The organism is Micromonospora okii (assembly GCF_020884795.1).
Taxonomy (GTDB): domain Bacteria; phylum Actinomycetota; class Actinomycetes; order Mycobacteriales; family Micromonosporaceae; genus Micromonospora; species Micromonospora okii.
This window is the reverse complement of sequence record NZ_BBZF01000019.1, coordinates 1-13,817: the sequence shown is the minus strand read 5'-3', so window position 1 is coordinate 13,817 and position 13,817 is coordinate 1. Positions and strand designations below refer to the sequence as shown.

14 protein-coding genes are annotated in these 13,817 nt (G+C 75.2%); 5 read left to right on the top strand and 9 right to left on the bottom strand.

Features of this window, described 5'->3' with window-relative positions:
• The first annotated feature begins 142 nt into the window (after nt 1–142).
• A complete protein-coding gene (locus LPU43_RS16990) occupies nt 143–1,159 on the top strand; it encodes a LacI family DNA-binding transcriptional regulator (protein ID WP_229401427.1) in 1,017 nt (338 codons plus the stop codon).
• A 174-nt stretch (nt 1,160–1,333) separates the two neighbouring features.
• Nucleotides 1,334–1,771, top strand: a complete 438-nt coding sequence (locus tag LPU43_RS16985; protein WP_229401426.1) for a cytidine deaminase — start codon at nt 1,334–1,336, stop codon at nt 1,769–1,771.
• Between the two features lie 158 nt (nt 1,772–1,929).
• On the opposite strand, the gene LPU43_RS16980 is transcribed toward LPU43_RS16985, so the two are convergent.
• The 7 genes from LPU43_RS16980 to rsgA form a co-directional block, all read right to left on the bottom strand.
• Nucleotides 1,930–2,538 carry a bifunctional 4-hydroxy-2-oxoglutarate aldolase/2-dehydro-3-deoxy-phosphogluconate aldolase gene (locus LPU43_RS16980; RefSeq protein ID WP_229401425.1) on the bottom strand — a complete coding sequence of 203 codons (609 nt, stop codon included), beginning with the start codon at nt 2,536–2,538 and terminating at the stop codon, nt 1,930–1,932.
• Nucleotides 2,535–3,632, bottom strand: coding sequence for a sugar kinase (locus tag LPU43_RS16975; RefSeq protein WP_229401424.1), 1,098 nt, complete (start codon nt 3,630–3,632; stop codon nt 2,535–2,537). The genes LPU43_RS16980 and LPU43_RS16975 overlap by 4 nt, the downstream gene beginning before the upstream one ends.
• Nucleotides 3,629–4,087 (bottom strand): DUF6807 family protein, encoded by a 459-nt coding sequence (locus LPU43_RS16970; RefSeq protein ID WP_229401423.1) that lies wholly within the window; start codon nt 4,085–4,087, stop codon nt 3,629–3,631. Before LPU43_RS16970 ends, LPU43_RS16975 begins: the two co-directional genes overlap by 4 nt.
• Nucleotides 4,084–4,392: a hypothetical protein gene (locus LPU43_RS16965; RefSeq protein ID WP_229401422.1), complete on the bottom strand. Its 309-nt coding sequence runs from the start codon at nt 4,390–4,392 to the stop codon at nt 4,084–4,086. The genes LPU43_RS16970 and LPU43_RS16965 overlap by 4 nt, the downstream gene beginning before the upstream one ends.
• Before the next feature lie 146 nt (nt 4,393–4,538).
• A complete protein-coding gene (locus LPU43_RS16960) occupies nt 4,539–5,162 on the bottom strand; it encodes a DedA family protein (protein WP_229401421.1) in 624 nt (207 codons plus the stop codon).
• Between the two features lie 162 nt (nt 5,163–5,324).
• Nucleotides 5,325–5,918, bottom strand: coding sequence for a GNAT family N-acetyltransferase (locus LPU43_RS16955; protein ID WP_229401420.1), 594 nt, complete (start codon nt 5,916–5,918; stop codon nt 5,325–5,327).
• The gene (gene rsgA / locus LPU43_RS16950; RefSeq protein ID WP_229401419.1) at nt 5,915–6,970 is read right to left on the bottom strand and encodes a ribosome small subunit-dependent GTPase A; all 1,056 of its coding nucleotides are present in this window, start codon (nt 6,968–6,970) and stop codon (nt 5,915–5,917) included. Before rsgA ends, LPU43_RS16955 begins: the two co-directional genes overlap by 4 nt.
• A gap of 379 nt (nt 6,971–7,349) precedes the next feature.
• Here rsgA and LPU43_RS16945 point away from each other — a divergent pair, with 379 nt between their 5' ends.
• Nucleotides 7,350–8,120, top strand: coding sequence for an HD domain-containing protein (locus LPU43_RS16945; RefSeq protein ID WP_229401418.1), 771 nt, complete (start codon nt 7,350–7,352; stop codon nt 8,118–8,120).
• Between the two features lie 101 nt (nt 8,121–8,221).
• Here LPU43_RS16945 and LPU43_RS16940 read toward each other — a convergent pair whose 3' ends face one another.
• Nucleotides 8,222–9,448, bottom strand: coding sequence for a cellulose-binding domain-containing protein (locus LPU43_RS16940; RefSeq protein ID WP_229401417.1), 1,227 nt, complete (start codon nt 9,446–9,448; stop codon nt 8,222–8,224).
• A 393-nt stretch (nt 9,449–9,841) separates the two neighbouring features.
• Here LPU43_RS16940 and LPU43_RS16935 point away from each other — a divergent pair, with 393 nt between their 5' ends.
• Together LPU43_RS16935 and LPU43_RS16930 are read left to right on the top strand one after the other, a co-directional pair.
• Nucleotides 9,842–11,362, top strand: coding sequence for a S8 family peptidase (locus LPU43_RS16935; protein WP_229401416.1), 1,521 nt, complete (start codon nt 9,842–9,844; stop codon nt 11,360–11,362).
• Nucleotides 11,363–11,411: 49 nt separating this feature from the next.
• Nucleotides 11,412–12,443 carry an ADP-ribosylglycohydrolase family protein gene (locus LPU43_RS16930; protein WP_229401415.1) on the top strand — a complete coding sequence of 344 codons (1,032 nt, stop codon included), beginning with the start codon at nt 11,412–11,414 and terminating at the stop codon, nt 12,441–12,443.
• Nucleotides 12,444–12,695: 252 nt separating this feature from the next.
• On the opposite strand, the gene LPU43_RS16925 is transcribed toward LPU43_RS16930, so the two are convergent.
• Nucleotides 12,696–13,817, bottom strand: a 1,122-nt coding sequence (locus LPU43_RS16925) for a type 1 periplasmic-binding domain-containing protein (protein WP_505845642.1), incomplete at its 5' end; no start/stop codon positions are given.

The following is a 13,817-nucleotide window of genomic DNA, read 5'->3' as shown; positions in this document are numbered from 1 at the left end:
GGTGGCATGCCGGACCGGCCGGGGCGGAAGAGCCAGGCGCGGGGGGTGCCCGGCAAGGCAAGGGCTTTCCGGCGCGGCTGCGATAACCTGTGCGCTACCGGCGGCGCGGGACCGCTCCGGGCAGAGCGTCAGGGGGCGGCGGATGGCGACGCTGGCCGATGTCGCGCGGCGGGCGGGCGTCTCCCCCGCCACGGCGTCACGGGTGATCAACGGCAGCAGCAAGCCGGTCGCCGACGAGCTGCGCGAGCGGGTGCTCCGGGCCGTCGCCGACCTGCGGTACGTGCCGAACGCGCACGCCCAGCTCCTGGCCCGGCCGCAGCGCAGCGTGGTCGGCGTGATCGTGCACGACGTCTCCGACCCGTACTTCGCCGAGGTGACCCGGGGGCTGCAACAGGTGGCCACCGAGCGCGGCCGGTTGCTGATCATCTGCAACAGCTACCGCGACCCGGACCGCGAGCTGGAGTACGTGGAGCTGCTGCGCGGCCAGCAGGTCGCCGCGATCGTGCTGGCCGGCTCCGGCTACCACGACGCCGGGTTCACCAGCCGGCTCAACGAGAAGCTCGCCGCGTACGGGGCGACGGGCGGCCGGGTCGCCGTGATCGGCCGGCACGACCACTTCGGCGACGCGGTGATGCCGGCCAACGTCACCGGCGGCGAGCTGATCGGCGGGGAGCTGCTGCGCCTCGGGCACCGCGAGATCGGCGTGGTCGCCGGGCCCCGGGTGCTCACCACCGTCACCGACCGGCTGACCGGCCTGCGCCGGGCGCTCGCCGGCGGGGGCCTGACGCTGCCCGAGGAGCGCATCCGGTACGCCGACTTCGACCGCGAGGGCGGGGCCCGGGCCACGGCCGACCTGCTGGACGCGTTCCCCGGCCTCACCGCGATCGTGGCCCTGAACGACTCGATGGCCGTCAGCGCGCTCGCGCTGCTGCGCGCACGCGGCACCCGGGTGCCCGGGGAGGTGTCCGTCCTCGGCTTCGACGACATGCCGATCGCCGCCGACGTCACCCCGGCGCTGACCACCGTCCGGCTGCCCCTGGTCGACCTCGGCGTACGGGCCATGACCCTCGCCCTCGGCCCGGCCGGCGGGCAGCCCCGCGTCGAGACGCTGCCGGCGGAGCTGGTCCGCCGGGACAGCGCGGGCCCGGCCCCCGCGTAGCAGCGCCGCGCCCCGCCTGCCGGGCCGGGGCGGCCGGGGCGGCTCCATGTCGGCGACGTGGCGCGATCAACTGCCCGCCGATGCCGCCATGCCGCCGACATGGAGTGGATCTGAACCGGGCTGGCAGCCGTCCCCGCGCATGGCGGCAGAATCGCGCGCGGCTACCTTGGCCGCGTGGATGAGACTGCCCTGACTGCGACCGTGGCCGCGTGCAAGGACTTGATCGACTCGCGCTTCCCCGACGACGAGGGCCACGGCGCCGCCGCGATGCTGCTCGGAGACGGGACCATCCTGACCGGTACCGCGCCGAACGCCGTCAATCCCTGCGTCGAGGTCTGCCACGAGATCGAGCCCTACTGCGGGGCCCACCGCTTGAACCAGCGCATCGTCGCATCCGTCTGCCTGCATCGACAGCCGGGCGGCCGGACCGTCGTCCTGAGCCCCTGCGGCGTGTGCCGGGAGCGACTCGCCGTCCACGGCCCGGACGTCCTCGTGGCCGTGGCTGATCCCAGCGACGCGACCGTCGTCGTGTGGAAGTCCCTCAGGGACGTGCTACCCGACTACTGGATGACCGCCTTCCCCGACGAGATCGACGCCGGCTGGGTCGGCTGACCAGGAGCGTGCCGCCCGCTCCTGCGGGTCTCGCCGAATCCGCTGGCCGGCTCGCACGCGGTCGAAGGCCCGGACGTGCCTCCGCCACCTGCACGACGGGGCGCCCGGTCAGCCACCGTATCGGCGACGTGGAGTCGATCAAGGATGGCTCGGCTCGATCAGCCCTCGTTGCCGGCGAGCGCGGCGAGGCGGTCGATCTGGGCGGGGTCGGACAGGGCGGACCCGACGGCCACCACCTTCACCCCGGCGGCCAGGAAGTCGGCGGCGTTGTCGGCGTCGATCCCGCCCGTGGCGACGAAGCGCAGCTCGGGCAGCGGCCCGGCGACCGCCTTGAACCACTGCGGCCCGAGGCTCACCGCCGGGAACGCCTTCAGCCAGGTCAGCCCGTGGTCGCGGGCCCGCTGCGCCTCGGTCGGCGTGGCCACCCCGGGCAGGTGCGGAATCCCGTGGTCGTGCGCCGCGTCGGCGACCGCGAGGTCGAGCCCGGGCGCGACGGTGAACGCCGCCCCGGCCGACGCCGCCTCCCGGACCCGGTCCGGGCTGAACACGGTGCCCGCCCCGACGAGTCGGCCCCGCTCCCGCCCGGCCGCCACGGTGGCACGCAGCGCGTCCAGCGCCTCGGCGGTGCGCACCGGCACCTCCACCACGTCGATGCCGAGGTCCCAGGCCCGGTTCGCCAGCCGGACCGTCTCCGGCGGCGGCAGGTCGCGCAGGATCACCATGACCCGCGCGCCGCCGAAGATCGGCCCGAATTCGTGCGCCGTCACCGGCCACCCCCTCCGTCACCGGGGCCGGCCGCGCCGGCCCCCACGTCGTCCCCGCCGGCCGCGCCGCTCGCGCCGGCCCCACCGCCACCCGCTCCCGCCGGGGCCGGACCGGCGGGGACGAGGCCCGTCGCCACCGGGTCCAGGGTCGCCCACCGGTCGGCGGGCAGCGCGACGGCCTCGTCGAGGCTACGCCGGTCCGGCGGTGGCGCGCAGTCCCCGGGCACGGCGAGGGCCCGGACCGCCACGAGGTGGCCGCAGCGCAGCGCGGCGGCCTGGTCCAGCCCGCGCAGCACGGCGGAGAGGTAACCCGCCGCGAAGGCGTCGCCAGCGCCGACCGGCTCGACGACGGGCGCGCGCAGCGCCGGCACGTACACGGTGGGGCCGGTGCGCGGCAGCGCGGTCGCGCCGACGTCGCCGTCCTTGACGACCACCGTCCGGGGGCCGGGCAGCAGGCGGCGGAGATCGGCGGGGTCGGCGACGCCCCACAGCCGCTGCGCCTCGTCCAGGCCCACGAGGACCACGTCGGCCCGGTCGGCGAGGGCGCGCAGCACGTCGGCTGCCCGCCCCGCCGGCCAGAGCGCGGGCCGGTGGTTGACGTCGAAGCTGACCAGCGCGTCGGGCAGCGGCCGGTCGCCGACCGCGTGCTCCACGAGGGCCCGGCAGGACTCCGACAGCGCCGGGGTCACCCCGGACAGGTGCAGCAGCCGCGCGCCGGCCAGCCGGGGGTCGTCCAGCGCCCCGGGGCCGAGCCGGGACGCGGCCGAGCCGGCCCGGTAGTAGTGCACGCCGGCGGCTGCGGGGTCCTTGAAGTAGACGCCGGTCGGGGCGTTCGGGTCGACCGCCACCGACCCGACGTCGACACCGGCGGCGGCGATTTCGCGGGTCACCCTCCGGCCGAACGGGTCGTCGCCGACCCGGCTCACCCACGCCACCCGGTGGCCGAGCCCGGCCAGGCCGACGGCCACGTTGGACTCGGCCCCGCCGACGCCGAGCCGGACCCGCTCGGCCCGCTCCAGCGGGACCGCGTCGGCCGGCGACAGCACCGCCATCGTCTCGCCGACGGTGACGGCCTCGGGGCCGGTCGGCGCGCTCACGCCCGCCCCGCCGTCGCGGCGAGGGCGGCGGCGAGCCGGCGGCGCTCGGTGAGCAGCACCCCGCCGGCCGGGTCGCGCCACTCCAGGTGGTGTTCCAGCACGTCGTCGGCGCGCGTGGCCCAGCCGGTGTGGGCGATGCGGCCGTGGTCGTCGCGCCAGGTGTAGCCGGTGCCGCGCACGTAGGTGCGCCCGCCCCACAGGTCGGTGCCGGCGACGTCCGGCACGGCCAGGGACGCGCCGAGGTGCCAGACGTGGTCGGCGGGCAGCGCGTCGGTGACCGTCGTCCCGCCCAGGGTGCGCACCGGGTGCAGGCGGGGGCGGGGGCCGTGCCGGGCGTCGAGGTCCGGGGCGAGCACGTACCGGGCCACCTCGACGCCGCCGACCCGCAGGACGGGGTCGGCGGACCCACCGGGGCATGCGGGGTCGGCCGGGGTGCGCGAGGCGTGGTCGGTCATGAGGGCTCCACGGCGACGGTGGGGTGGCGGCGGGCGACCGCGTGCAGCGCGGCGAGAGCGTACCCGGCGAGGATCGGCAGGGCAACCGGGATGACCAGGACCACGGCCAGCGCGCACATCCCGCTCGTCGCCGCCCAGCCGCCGGGGCGGGCGAGGGGGCGGAGCCTCGCCGCGCCGACCCGGCCGGCACGCCGCTGATCGCCCCGCTGGCCCGCACCGCGCCGTTCACGGCCGTGCTGGAGGCGGTCCGGTCCGCGCCCGAGCCGACGCTGCTCGGCGGGGACCTGGTGACCGCCACCGGCCACGGCCAGCAGCGGGTGCTGACCGTGCGCGGGGTGAACGGAGTGCTGCGGCGGGCGGCCGAGTCCGGTGCCCTGCCCTCGGAGCTGGCGGTGCCGTGGGCGGTGCCCCGCCCCCGGCCCGCGTCGACACCACCCCGGAAAGCCCCTGATCAGGCGTCACCGCGCTCCCGGCCGGCGGCCCGGCGGTGCCGCCAGAGGCGGGCCGCCACCAGCACCACGACCAGGGCGAGCAGCGCCTCCTCGCCGAGGCCGAGGCGGCGCTCCAGCAGCCGGTACGAGGCGCCCACGAGGTAGCCGAGCACCGCCACGGTCACCGCCCACAGCGCCCCGCCGGAGACGTTGGCCAGGGTGAACACGCCCTGCGGCATCCCGCTGAGCCCGGCGATCCCCGGCACGAGGGCGCGCAGCGCCGCCACCCACCGGCCGAGCACCACCGCCACCGCGCCCCGCCGGCGGACCAGCTCCAACGCCCGCCGCACCTCCCGGGGGCGGACCAGCCGTCGGGGCGCGCGGGACAGCAGCCGTCGGCCGTACCGGCGGCCGAGCAGGTAGCCGGCCTGGTCGCCGAGCGCGGCGCCGGCCACCGCCGCGACCGCCACCGCCCACAGCGGCAGCCGGCCCGAGTGCGCGACCACGCCGCCGACCAGCACGGCGGTCTCCGCCGGCACGACCAGCCCGAGGAGGGTGGACGCCTCCAGCGCGGGCAGCAGGAAGACCAGGGTGAGCACCAGAGCGGGCGGCAACGCCACCAGCACCGCCAGCACCCGGTCCACCCGGCCATTGTCGCCGGCCGGCGGCGGCCGGCGACGCCCATCACGGTTTCCGCAACGACCCCGAAACGACGCCAAGGAGTTGATCCAGCGACCGGGCTGCCTGGCGCCTGTTCGAGTTCGGCTGTGGTGCCCCGAGGGAGCCTCGGGGCACCACAGGTGGTGTCAGACGCCGAACGCGGCCGGGTACCGGATGGTGCCAGCGGGGACCGGGCGGGTGCCGTCCAGGGCCATGGCCATCATGGCCTCGTCCGGAACCTCGAAGGGCGCGCGAATGCCGTAGCGGGAGGCGGGGACGAAGCCGAACCGCGGGTAGTAGGCGGCGTGGCCGAGCACCAGGACGAGGTTCTCTCCCCTGGCTCGGGCACCATCCAGGCCGGCGCGGATGGCGGCCGAGCCGGCGCCGGTGCGCTGGAACGACGGCAGCACGGCGCACGGAGCCAGGGCGAGTGCGGGCTCGCCGTCGACGCGGCAGCGAGTGAGCAGGGCATACCCGACCGGGGTGCCGTCGGGGGCCGTGGTGACGATGGACAGTCCGTCGATCCATGCCTCCGAGTCGGCGCGCAGGGCGTCGACGATGCCGGCCTCCTCGGCGGTGGGGAAGGCTGCCAGAAGGATCTCGCGGATGGCGGGCACGTCCTGGGCGGTCTCGGGGCGCGTGGTCCAGGTGGCCATGGTGCTCCTGTTCCTGCTGGTGGCGGGTGCCTCGGTCACCAGGTCGGTGCCGACATCGGGTCCGGGCGTGTCGGGGTGGCTCACAGTTGGCGATCCCTGAAGCGGTAGGTGGCGCGCAGGTGCTGCGCGATGTTCTTCTTGACGGCCTCGCGTCCGGCCTGCAGCCGCGCGTCGGTGCGCGAGGCGGCGTAGGCGTTCTCCCGCAGCAGCCGGTGGTAGCTGTCCAGGCGGCGCGCCGGCACCGTACCGGCCTCGACTGCGGCCAGGACCGCGCAGCCCGGTTCGCCTACGTGCGCGCAGTCGGTGAACCGGCAGTCCTGGGCCAGGCGCCGAATGTCGGCGAAGGTCTGCTCCAGCCCGTCCTGGGCGTCGTGCAGGCCGATCGAGCGCAGGCCCGGGGTGTCCAGCAGGACGCCGCCGCCGGGCAGCGGCAGCAGTTCCCGCCATGCGGTGGTGTGCCGGCCCTTGCCGTCCGCGGCGCGTACGGCGCCGGTGGCCAGGAGGTCACCGCCCAGCAGTTGGTTACCCAGGGTGGACTTGCCCGCCCCGGAGGGGCCGAGGAGCACGACGGTGCCGGTCAGGACGGCGGTCAGAATGTCCATGCCCTGCCCGGTCACGGCGCTGGTGACCAGCACGTCCACGCCGGGTGCCACCGCTGACACCTCGGCCTGGGCCGAGGCCACATCGGCGCCCGCGTCGGCCTTGGTGAGCACCACGATCGGCTGCGCCCCGCTCTCCCAGGCCAGGGCGAGCATCCGCTCGGTGCGGCCGTGTTTGAGCGGGGCGGCCAAGGACACGGTCACCACGACCGTGTCCACGTTGGCGGCCAGAATCTGTCCGTGCGAGGTGCGCGAGGCGGTGGATCGCACCAGGGCGGTGCGCCGCTCCAGAAGCGCGTGCAGCAGCGCCGCCTGGCCGGTGGTCGGGGGACGCAGCGCCGCCCAGTCACCGGTGCACGGGGCCGCGAGCGGGTCGCCCTGCTGGACGGCGCCGGGGATCTCCGCACGGACGGTTCCCGTATCGGTGACCGCCTCGCACAGGCCGCGTTCGGCCCGCACGATCCGGGCCGGGATCAGGTCGGCAGCGTGATGAGGTGCGAAGGCGTGCTCGTACGCGTCGTCCCAGCCGTAGCGCACCAGAGGGCGCGGCCGGGTAGCGAAGGAATCATGATGAGACAACGTGGATACCCTTGAACAAGGGCCCCGATCAGCGCAGAGCGCAGCCTCCCAGGAGCCGCCATGGCTTCGAGGGGGCCGTGAATGTCAGGTCAGACCAGGGCCGGGGACGTGAGGATGGTCGGGTGGGCACTGCACACGGCAGCGGCCTTCACGACGTTCATCAACTCACCTCCCACTTCTCGTCCCGCAGCCGACCCGGTCGTCTCTGCGATGGTCACGCTACCACACGGTCGAGCGTGACGATCTCCGTATAGATCATCTTGCCGTTGTCCTTGGGCACGCAATCGGCGGATGAGCCCTTGTTTCTGGGAGCGTCACAGTCAGCTATAAGTGACGCATGGATTTCCCGCCGTACCTGGCCTCCATGCCGCTGCACGCAATCACCGAGATGCACGGCGAGCCCGGCCTGCGAGAGCGCTTCCGGCAGGAGATCGGCGCGTTCGACCCCGACGCGCGGGCCCGGCTCACCGCCGCCCTCGACCTCGCCGCCGAGCTGCACCGCGACGACCGGCGGGTACGCGAGCCGTACCTGAACCATCTGCTGCGGGTGGCGATCCGGATGACGCACCACTACCAGGTGCGCGACGTGGACGTGATCGTCGCCGGCCTGCTGCACGACGCGGTGGAGGACCATCCGGCCGAGCTGGCGGGGCCGGATGCGGGCGACGACGTCACCGCGGCGGCGCTGGCGGGGCCGGATGCGGGCGACGACGTCACCGCGGCGGCGCTGGCGGCGCTCGCCGCGCGGTTCGGGGAGCGGGTCGCGCGCCTGGTCGCGGCCGTGACCAATCCGGCGTACGACCCGGGCCGGGACAGGCACGAGCAGTACCGCGAGCACGTGGCGGCCAGCCTCGACCGGGAGCCGTGGGCGCGGGTCGTCAAGGTCTCCGACTTCACCGACAACGGGGTCGGGGTGATCCACACGGTCGGCCCGAAGGTGTTCACCTCGGCGGCGAAGTACCGCCCGCTGGTGCCGGTCCTCCGCGAGCTGGTCGCCCGGCCGGACACGCCGCTCGCGCCGGCGGTGAAGGAGCACATCTTCAGCCAGCTCGACCTCGCCGAGGAACGCTTCAGCGCGATCCTCGACGCACCGGCGAACGCCACCTGAGGCCGGCGCGGCTCCGGGCGGCAGCCGCGTGCGCGCATCGCAGGGAACCCGGTCGACGCGGGGCGGGCGGCACCCGGCCGGTGCCGCCCGCCCCCTGCCGGTCAGCAGCCGATCCGGCTCGATCCGACGGCCACGTCGTCGAACCAGAGGGTGTCCGAGCCCTCGCCGTAGCTCTCCCAGCCCAGCCGCAGGTCGGTGAGCTTCGGACGCCAGGTGCGGTTGAGCCACTGCCCGTCGACGTCGTGGGTCGGCGTCCCGTCCACCGTCAGGCCGGTGACCGCCGCGCCGTCGACCCAGGTGCGCAGGTGGCCCTGGGAACCGTCGACCATGAACTCCAGGCAGGACCAGCGGCCCGTCGCCAGCGGAAGGCTCAGCGCCACCCCGGCGGGGCTCTGCTCGGGCAGCGTCGCGTCGTCGGAGGCCCGGTTCCACTGGAGGGCGCCGTTCTGGCCGCCCATCCGCAGGTCCCGGTTGCCGTCGGCGGCGTCGGCCATGGCCAGGAACGTCACGTGCGAGGCCGGTAGGGCGGTGGTGTGCCGCACCCAGAGCCGGGCGTACCGGACGGGACCGAGCGCCCCGAGGTCCCGGTTCGCGCGGACGAACACGTGGTTGCAGTAGCCGGCCGTGCCGTTGATGCGCACCGACCGGGTGCCCCCGTGGGCGGTGTTGGTGTCGATCGCCGCCGAGCCGGTGCCGGAGCAGTCGGGGTGGACCACCGTCCAGTCCCCGGACGGCGCGGGCCCGGCCTGGCCCTCGAAGCCGTCGCAGAGCACGGCCGTGGCGCAGCCGGCGGGCGGCGGCGTCGTGGGGGGCGGGGTGGTGGGCGGCGGCGTCGTCGGCGGCGGGGTGCTCGGCGGCGGGGTCTCCGAGGGCGGCGGGGTGCTCGGTGCCGGGGTCGTCGGCGGCGGGGCGCCGTTGCACGGTACGCCGTTGAGCGCGAAGCCCGTGGGCGCGGCCGGGTTCGCCCCGACGGTGCCCTGGATGCCGAACTCCGTCGAGCCACCGGCCGGCACGGAGCCGTTCCACGCGGCGTTGCGGGCGGTGACCGCCGCGCCGGACTGGCTGACCTGCGCGCTCCAGCCGTTGGTGATGCGCTGGTCGCCGCCCCAGGTCCAGGTCACCGTCCAGGCGGTGACGGCGGTGTCGCCGGGGCTGACCCGGACGGTGGCGGTGAAGCCGCCGGGCCACTGGTTCGGCACGTAGTCGATGCGGCAGCCGGCGGCGGCGGTCGCCGGGTCGGTGGGCAGGCCGACGCCGGCCAGGGCGGCGGCCAGGACCGCCGCCGCCGCGGCGGCGATCGGGGTGAGACGGGTGCGGGAGATCCTCATCGGGTTCCTTCCGGGCGGCCGCCGGACGGGTACGCGGACCGGCGGCACGGGACTGCGGGAACGCTCGCGTGGCGACGCGCGGACGGGGGCGCGTGCGCAGGGGCCCGGCTCGGGCGGACGATCAGCCACCGGGCCGACGGTGATCCGGCGACTCGGTGGCGCCCACGACCAATCTAGTGATTGACCTCCACGAATGGAAGTCGAGTCCGCCCGCACTACCCTCCATCCCCGCCCGGAGGGGGCCAACTCGGGTGCCCGCCGCTTCGACGATCATGACAATCGGTACATTGACAGTTGCGGAGCGAAACAGAATCATCCATGTTCATGAATCGTTATGGAGTGCGCCGACGGCTTTCGGCCGGAGTGGGCGCCGTCGCGGTGGCCGCGACCGTCATGGCATTCGGAGCGGCGGCACCGGCGGCCGCCGCGGGCAGGTTGGTGGGCGTCGACGGCCCGGACGCCGTCGCCGACAGCTACCTCGTCGTGTTCGACGAGGACACCCCCCGGGGCGGACGGGCGGGCGTCCGCGCGCTGACCGACCGGCTGGCGGCGGAGCACGACGTCAGGGTGGAGCACACCTACGAGCACGCGCTGCGCGGCTTCGCCGCGACGATGTCGCGGGCCACCGCCCGGCGGATCGCCGCCGAGGCCGACGTGTCGTACGTCGAGCAGAACCGCGTCGTCCGGGCGCTCGGCACCCAGCCCTCCCCGCCGTCCTGGGGCCTGGACCGCATCGACCAGCGGGACCTGCCACTCGACGGGAGCTACACGTACCCGACGACGGCGGCCGCCGTGCGCGTCTACGTGATCGACACCGGCGTCCGCACCACGCACACCACGTTCGGCGGCCGGGCGACCTGGGGCGTCAACACCACCGGGGACGGCACCGACACGGACTGCAACGGCCACGGCACGCACGTCGCCGGCACCATCGGCGGCAGCCAGTACGGCGTCGCCAAGGGCGTCTCCCTGGTCGCGGTCAAGGTCCTCGGCTGCGGCGGCAACGGCACCCTCGCGGGGGTCACCGCCGGCGTGGACTGGGTGACCGGCCACCACACCGCCGGCGTGCCCGCCGTGGCGAACATGAGCCTCGGCGCCGCCGGCAGCGACACCAGCCTGGAGAACGCCGTCCGCAACTCCATCGCCGACGGCGTCGTCTACGCCCTCGCCTCCGGCAACAGCAACAGCGACGCCTGCAACTTCACCCCGGCCCGGGTCGGCGAGGCGCTGACGGTCAACGCCACCACCAGCGGGGACGCCCGGGCGAGCTTCTCCAACTGGGGCGGCTGCACCGACGTCTTCGCCCCCGGCGACGGCATCGTCTCGGCGTCGAACGGCTCCGACACCGCCACCGCCACCCTCAGCGGCACCTCGATGGCCGCCCCGCACGTCGCCGGCGCCGCCGCGCTGGTCCTCGACGGCAACCCCGGTTTCACCCCGTCGCAGGTGGCCAGCGCACTCCTCGACGCGGCGACCCTCAACAAGGTCGGCAACCCGGGCAGCGGCTCGCCGAACCGGCTGCTGTTCACCGGCTCCGGGGGGCAGCAGCCCGGCACCGCCGTGTTGACCCGGTACTGGTGGTCGGGCCGGGACCATGTCAGCTCCACCACCCACCCCGGCGGCGGCTACGCCGCCGAGGGCAGCCTCGGGCGGGTCCACACCGGCCAGGTGAGCGGCACCCACCCGCTCTACCAGTGCCTGACGGGCTCCGACCGGTTCACCTCGCTCCAGGCCAACTGCGAGGGCAGGGTCGGCCTCGGGTTGATCGGATACGTCTACTCCTCGCCCCCGGGCGCGGCGCACTCCCCCATCTACCGCTGCCTGGTCCGCAGCAACGGGGAGCACTTCGACAGCAACGACCCGAACTGCGAGGGTCAGATCACCGAGGGGCTGAACGGCTACACGCTCGCCTGACCGCCGGCCCGGGGCGCCCGCGAGCGCCCCGGGCCCTATGCTCTGCCGAGTGACCGGGGTGACGGCGGAGCAACTGGGCAGAGCTCGCGGGTGCCTGCTCGGGCTGGTGCTGGGTGACGCGCTCGGCGCCGCCGGCGGTGACACACCGGAGGGCGGAGCGCTGCGCGCCACGAGCGCCGGCCAGCTCGCCTGCTTCACCGTCGAGGGCGTCGTCCGGGCCGGCGTCCGCCAGGCCCACCGGGGCATCTGCCACCCGCCGAGCGTCGTCTGGCACGCCTACCTGCGGTGGGCGGCAGGTCTGGGCGTCCTCACCGTCCGGCCGGACATGCTGGACGGTTGGCTGGCCCGGGTGCCCGTGCTCGCCGCGCGACGCGGCCCCGCGCCCGCGACGGAGGCGGCCCTGCGCGGCCGACGGATGGGCGAGTGGGACCGGCCGGCCGGCACCAGCCTCGGCGCGCACGCCCTGACGCGCGTGCTGCCCGTGGGCCTGATCGAGCCGTGGGTTCCGACGGTCGCGTCCCTCGCCGCGGAGTTCGCGGTGACCACCCACGCCGTCGAGGCCGCGGAGGTGGCCGGGGTCGGCGCGGCGATCGTCGCCGGCTGCCGGGCCGGAAGGCCGATCGAGGCGGCGGTGGAACCGGCACGGCGGGAACACGCCGCGCGCGCCGCGCGCCGGACCGACCTCGCCGAGTTGGCCGACGCGCTGGACACCGCCGCGTCGAAGCCGGCCGAGCCCGGCGAGCTGGCCCGGCTCGCCGTCGACGCGCGGGCGTCGTCCGCGCTCGCCGGAGCCGTCTACGTGGCGGCCTGCTTCCCCGCCCGGGAGCAGGTCCGCCACGCCCTGTCGTTCGCGGCTGCGAGCCCGCACAGCCGGGACGTCGCCCCCGCCGTGGGAGCCCTGCTCGGGGCGACCCACGGGTGCGACGCCCTCCCCGTCGACCTGGTGTCCCGGCTGGAACTGGCGTGGGTCGCCGACGTCCTCGCCCGGGACCTGCTCAGCCAGTTCGTCGACGGGCCCTCCGGCAGCGAGTACGCGCCCGCAGCCGACCCGCACTGGTGGGACCGCTACCCGGGCGGGTGACCGGGGCCTCGGAGCGGGCCGCCACCGCCACGGCCTACCGCCTGCCGGGGAAAGGCGCCTGGCTCATGCCGGGAGCGTCATCCCGAGCAACAACAGACGGACCACGGTGGCGCACCGCGATGGCGCCTCACGGCGCTGGTCGGTTGCCGGCTTGCTTCGACCTGTCTGCGGCTGCGTCGCGCGAATCCGGCGTGAGGATGTGTTCCCAGGTGACCGAGCCGACGCGCGACAAGAATCTCCCGCCGGTGCGGCTCAGCCCTGCGTGGTGCACGCCCTGCGGGTCGGCGGCGGGGTGCCGTACAGCTTGTCCTCCCGGGCGTCGATCGGGTGCCGGTCGATCTCCTGCGGCACGTCCGACGGTGAGGCGAACGCCTTGCGGATGTTCGGCACGCAGAGCAGGGTCAGACGCTTGCCGACGGCGATGCCGTTGGCGTCGAACCGGATCAGCCCGGTGACGCCCTGGTACGCGGGGTCGGCCACGTCGCGGATGTTGACGTACACGGTGGTCGCGGTGACCTCCGTGGGCTCCCACTCCCGGCCGGCGCGGAGGGCCAGGTTCGCGGCGATGTTCTGCACCGCGCGCAGGTGCAGCCGGGTGGCGTCGTACGCGAGCCCCACCCGCTCCCCGATCGGCGTGTTGGACGTGCACCGTCCCAGCACCGTGCGCACGTCGTTGAGGAAGTTCTTCCGTTCGATGTCGCTCGCGCCGATGATGCGGTTGCAGTAGGCCAGCTCGCCCTTGGCGACGTACGCGAGGGGCAGGTTGTCCGGCGCGGGCGCGAGCGCGGCCGAGTTCGCCAGGTACCGGTTGACCGAGTCGTCCCCGACGAGCTGCGGCACCCGCCCGCTGCAACTCTGGGCCAGCCTGCTGGCGAACGCGCCGAACTCGGTGTACCGCCCGCCGAAGAAGACCACACCGTCACCGAAGCGGTCGGCGCACAGGGGCGTGAGGTCGCCGCCCGGCCGCCAGTACGCCTCCTGGTAGCCCTCCCCGAACCGGGTCCGCAGCCCCTCGCGCAGGGTGTTGACGTAGAGGTCGTTGCGGCTGCCCTCGTCGGGGTCGACGTTGCCGTAGGTGTAGAAGTTGAACAGCTTCCGCTTCTTCAGCACGCCGGTGACGTGGTCGTGCACCAGGGTGGCCTCGTCGAGGTTGGGCGCGGAGATCTGCAGGTAGCGGCTGGAGGCGTCGGCGATCCGGTCGGCCGACAGCGTCGGCGCGAGCACGGGCAGGTTGAGGTCGCCCAGCGCCCGGATCGCGTCCTGCACCGCCTTGCGGCTCTCCACCAGCCCGACCACGCCGAGCACCGTCGGCTCGTCGCGGGCCAACTCCGCCAGCATCCGCACCACGTCGGCGGAGTACCGCATCTCCTGGCC

Bases quoted from the DNA above. Each gene is read 5' to 3' on its own strand.
- LPU43_RS16990 (WP_229401427.1), top strand. From the start codon at position 143: ATGGCGACGCTGGCCGATGTCGCGCGGCGGGCGGGCGTCTCCCCCGCC.
- LPU43_RS16970 (WP_229401423.1), bottom strand. From the start codon at position 4,087: ATGACCGACCACGCCTCGCGCACCCCGGCCGACCCCGCATGCCCCGGT.
- LPU43_RS16945 (WP_229401418.1), top strand. From the start codon at position 7,350: ATGGATTTCCCGCCGTACCTGGCCTCCATGCCGCTGCACGCAATCACC.
- LPU43_RS16940 (WP_229401417.1), bottom strand. From the start codon at position 9,448: ATGAGGATCTCCCGCACCCGTCTCACCCCGATCGCCGCCGCGGCGGCG.
- LPU43_RS16935 (WP_229401416.1), top strand. From the start codon at position 9,842: ATGGCATTCGGAGCGGCGGCACCGGCGGCCGCCGCGGGCAGGTTGGTG.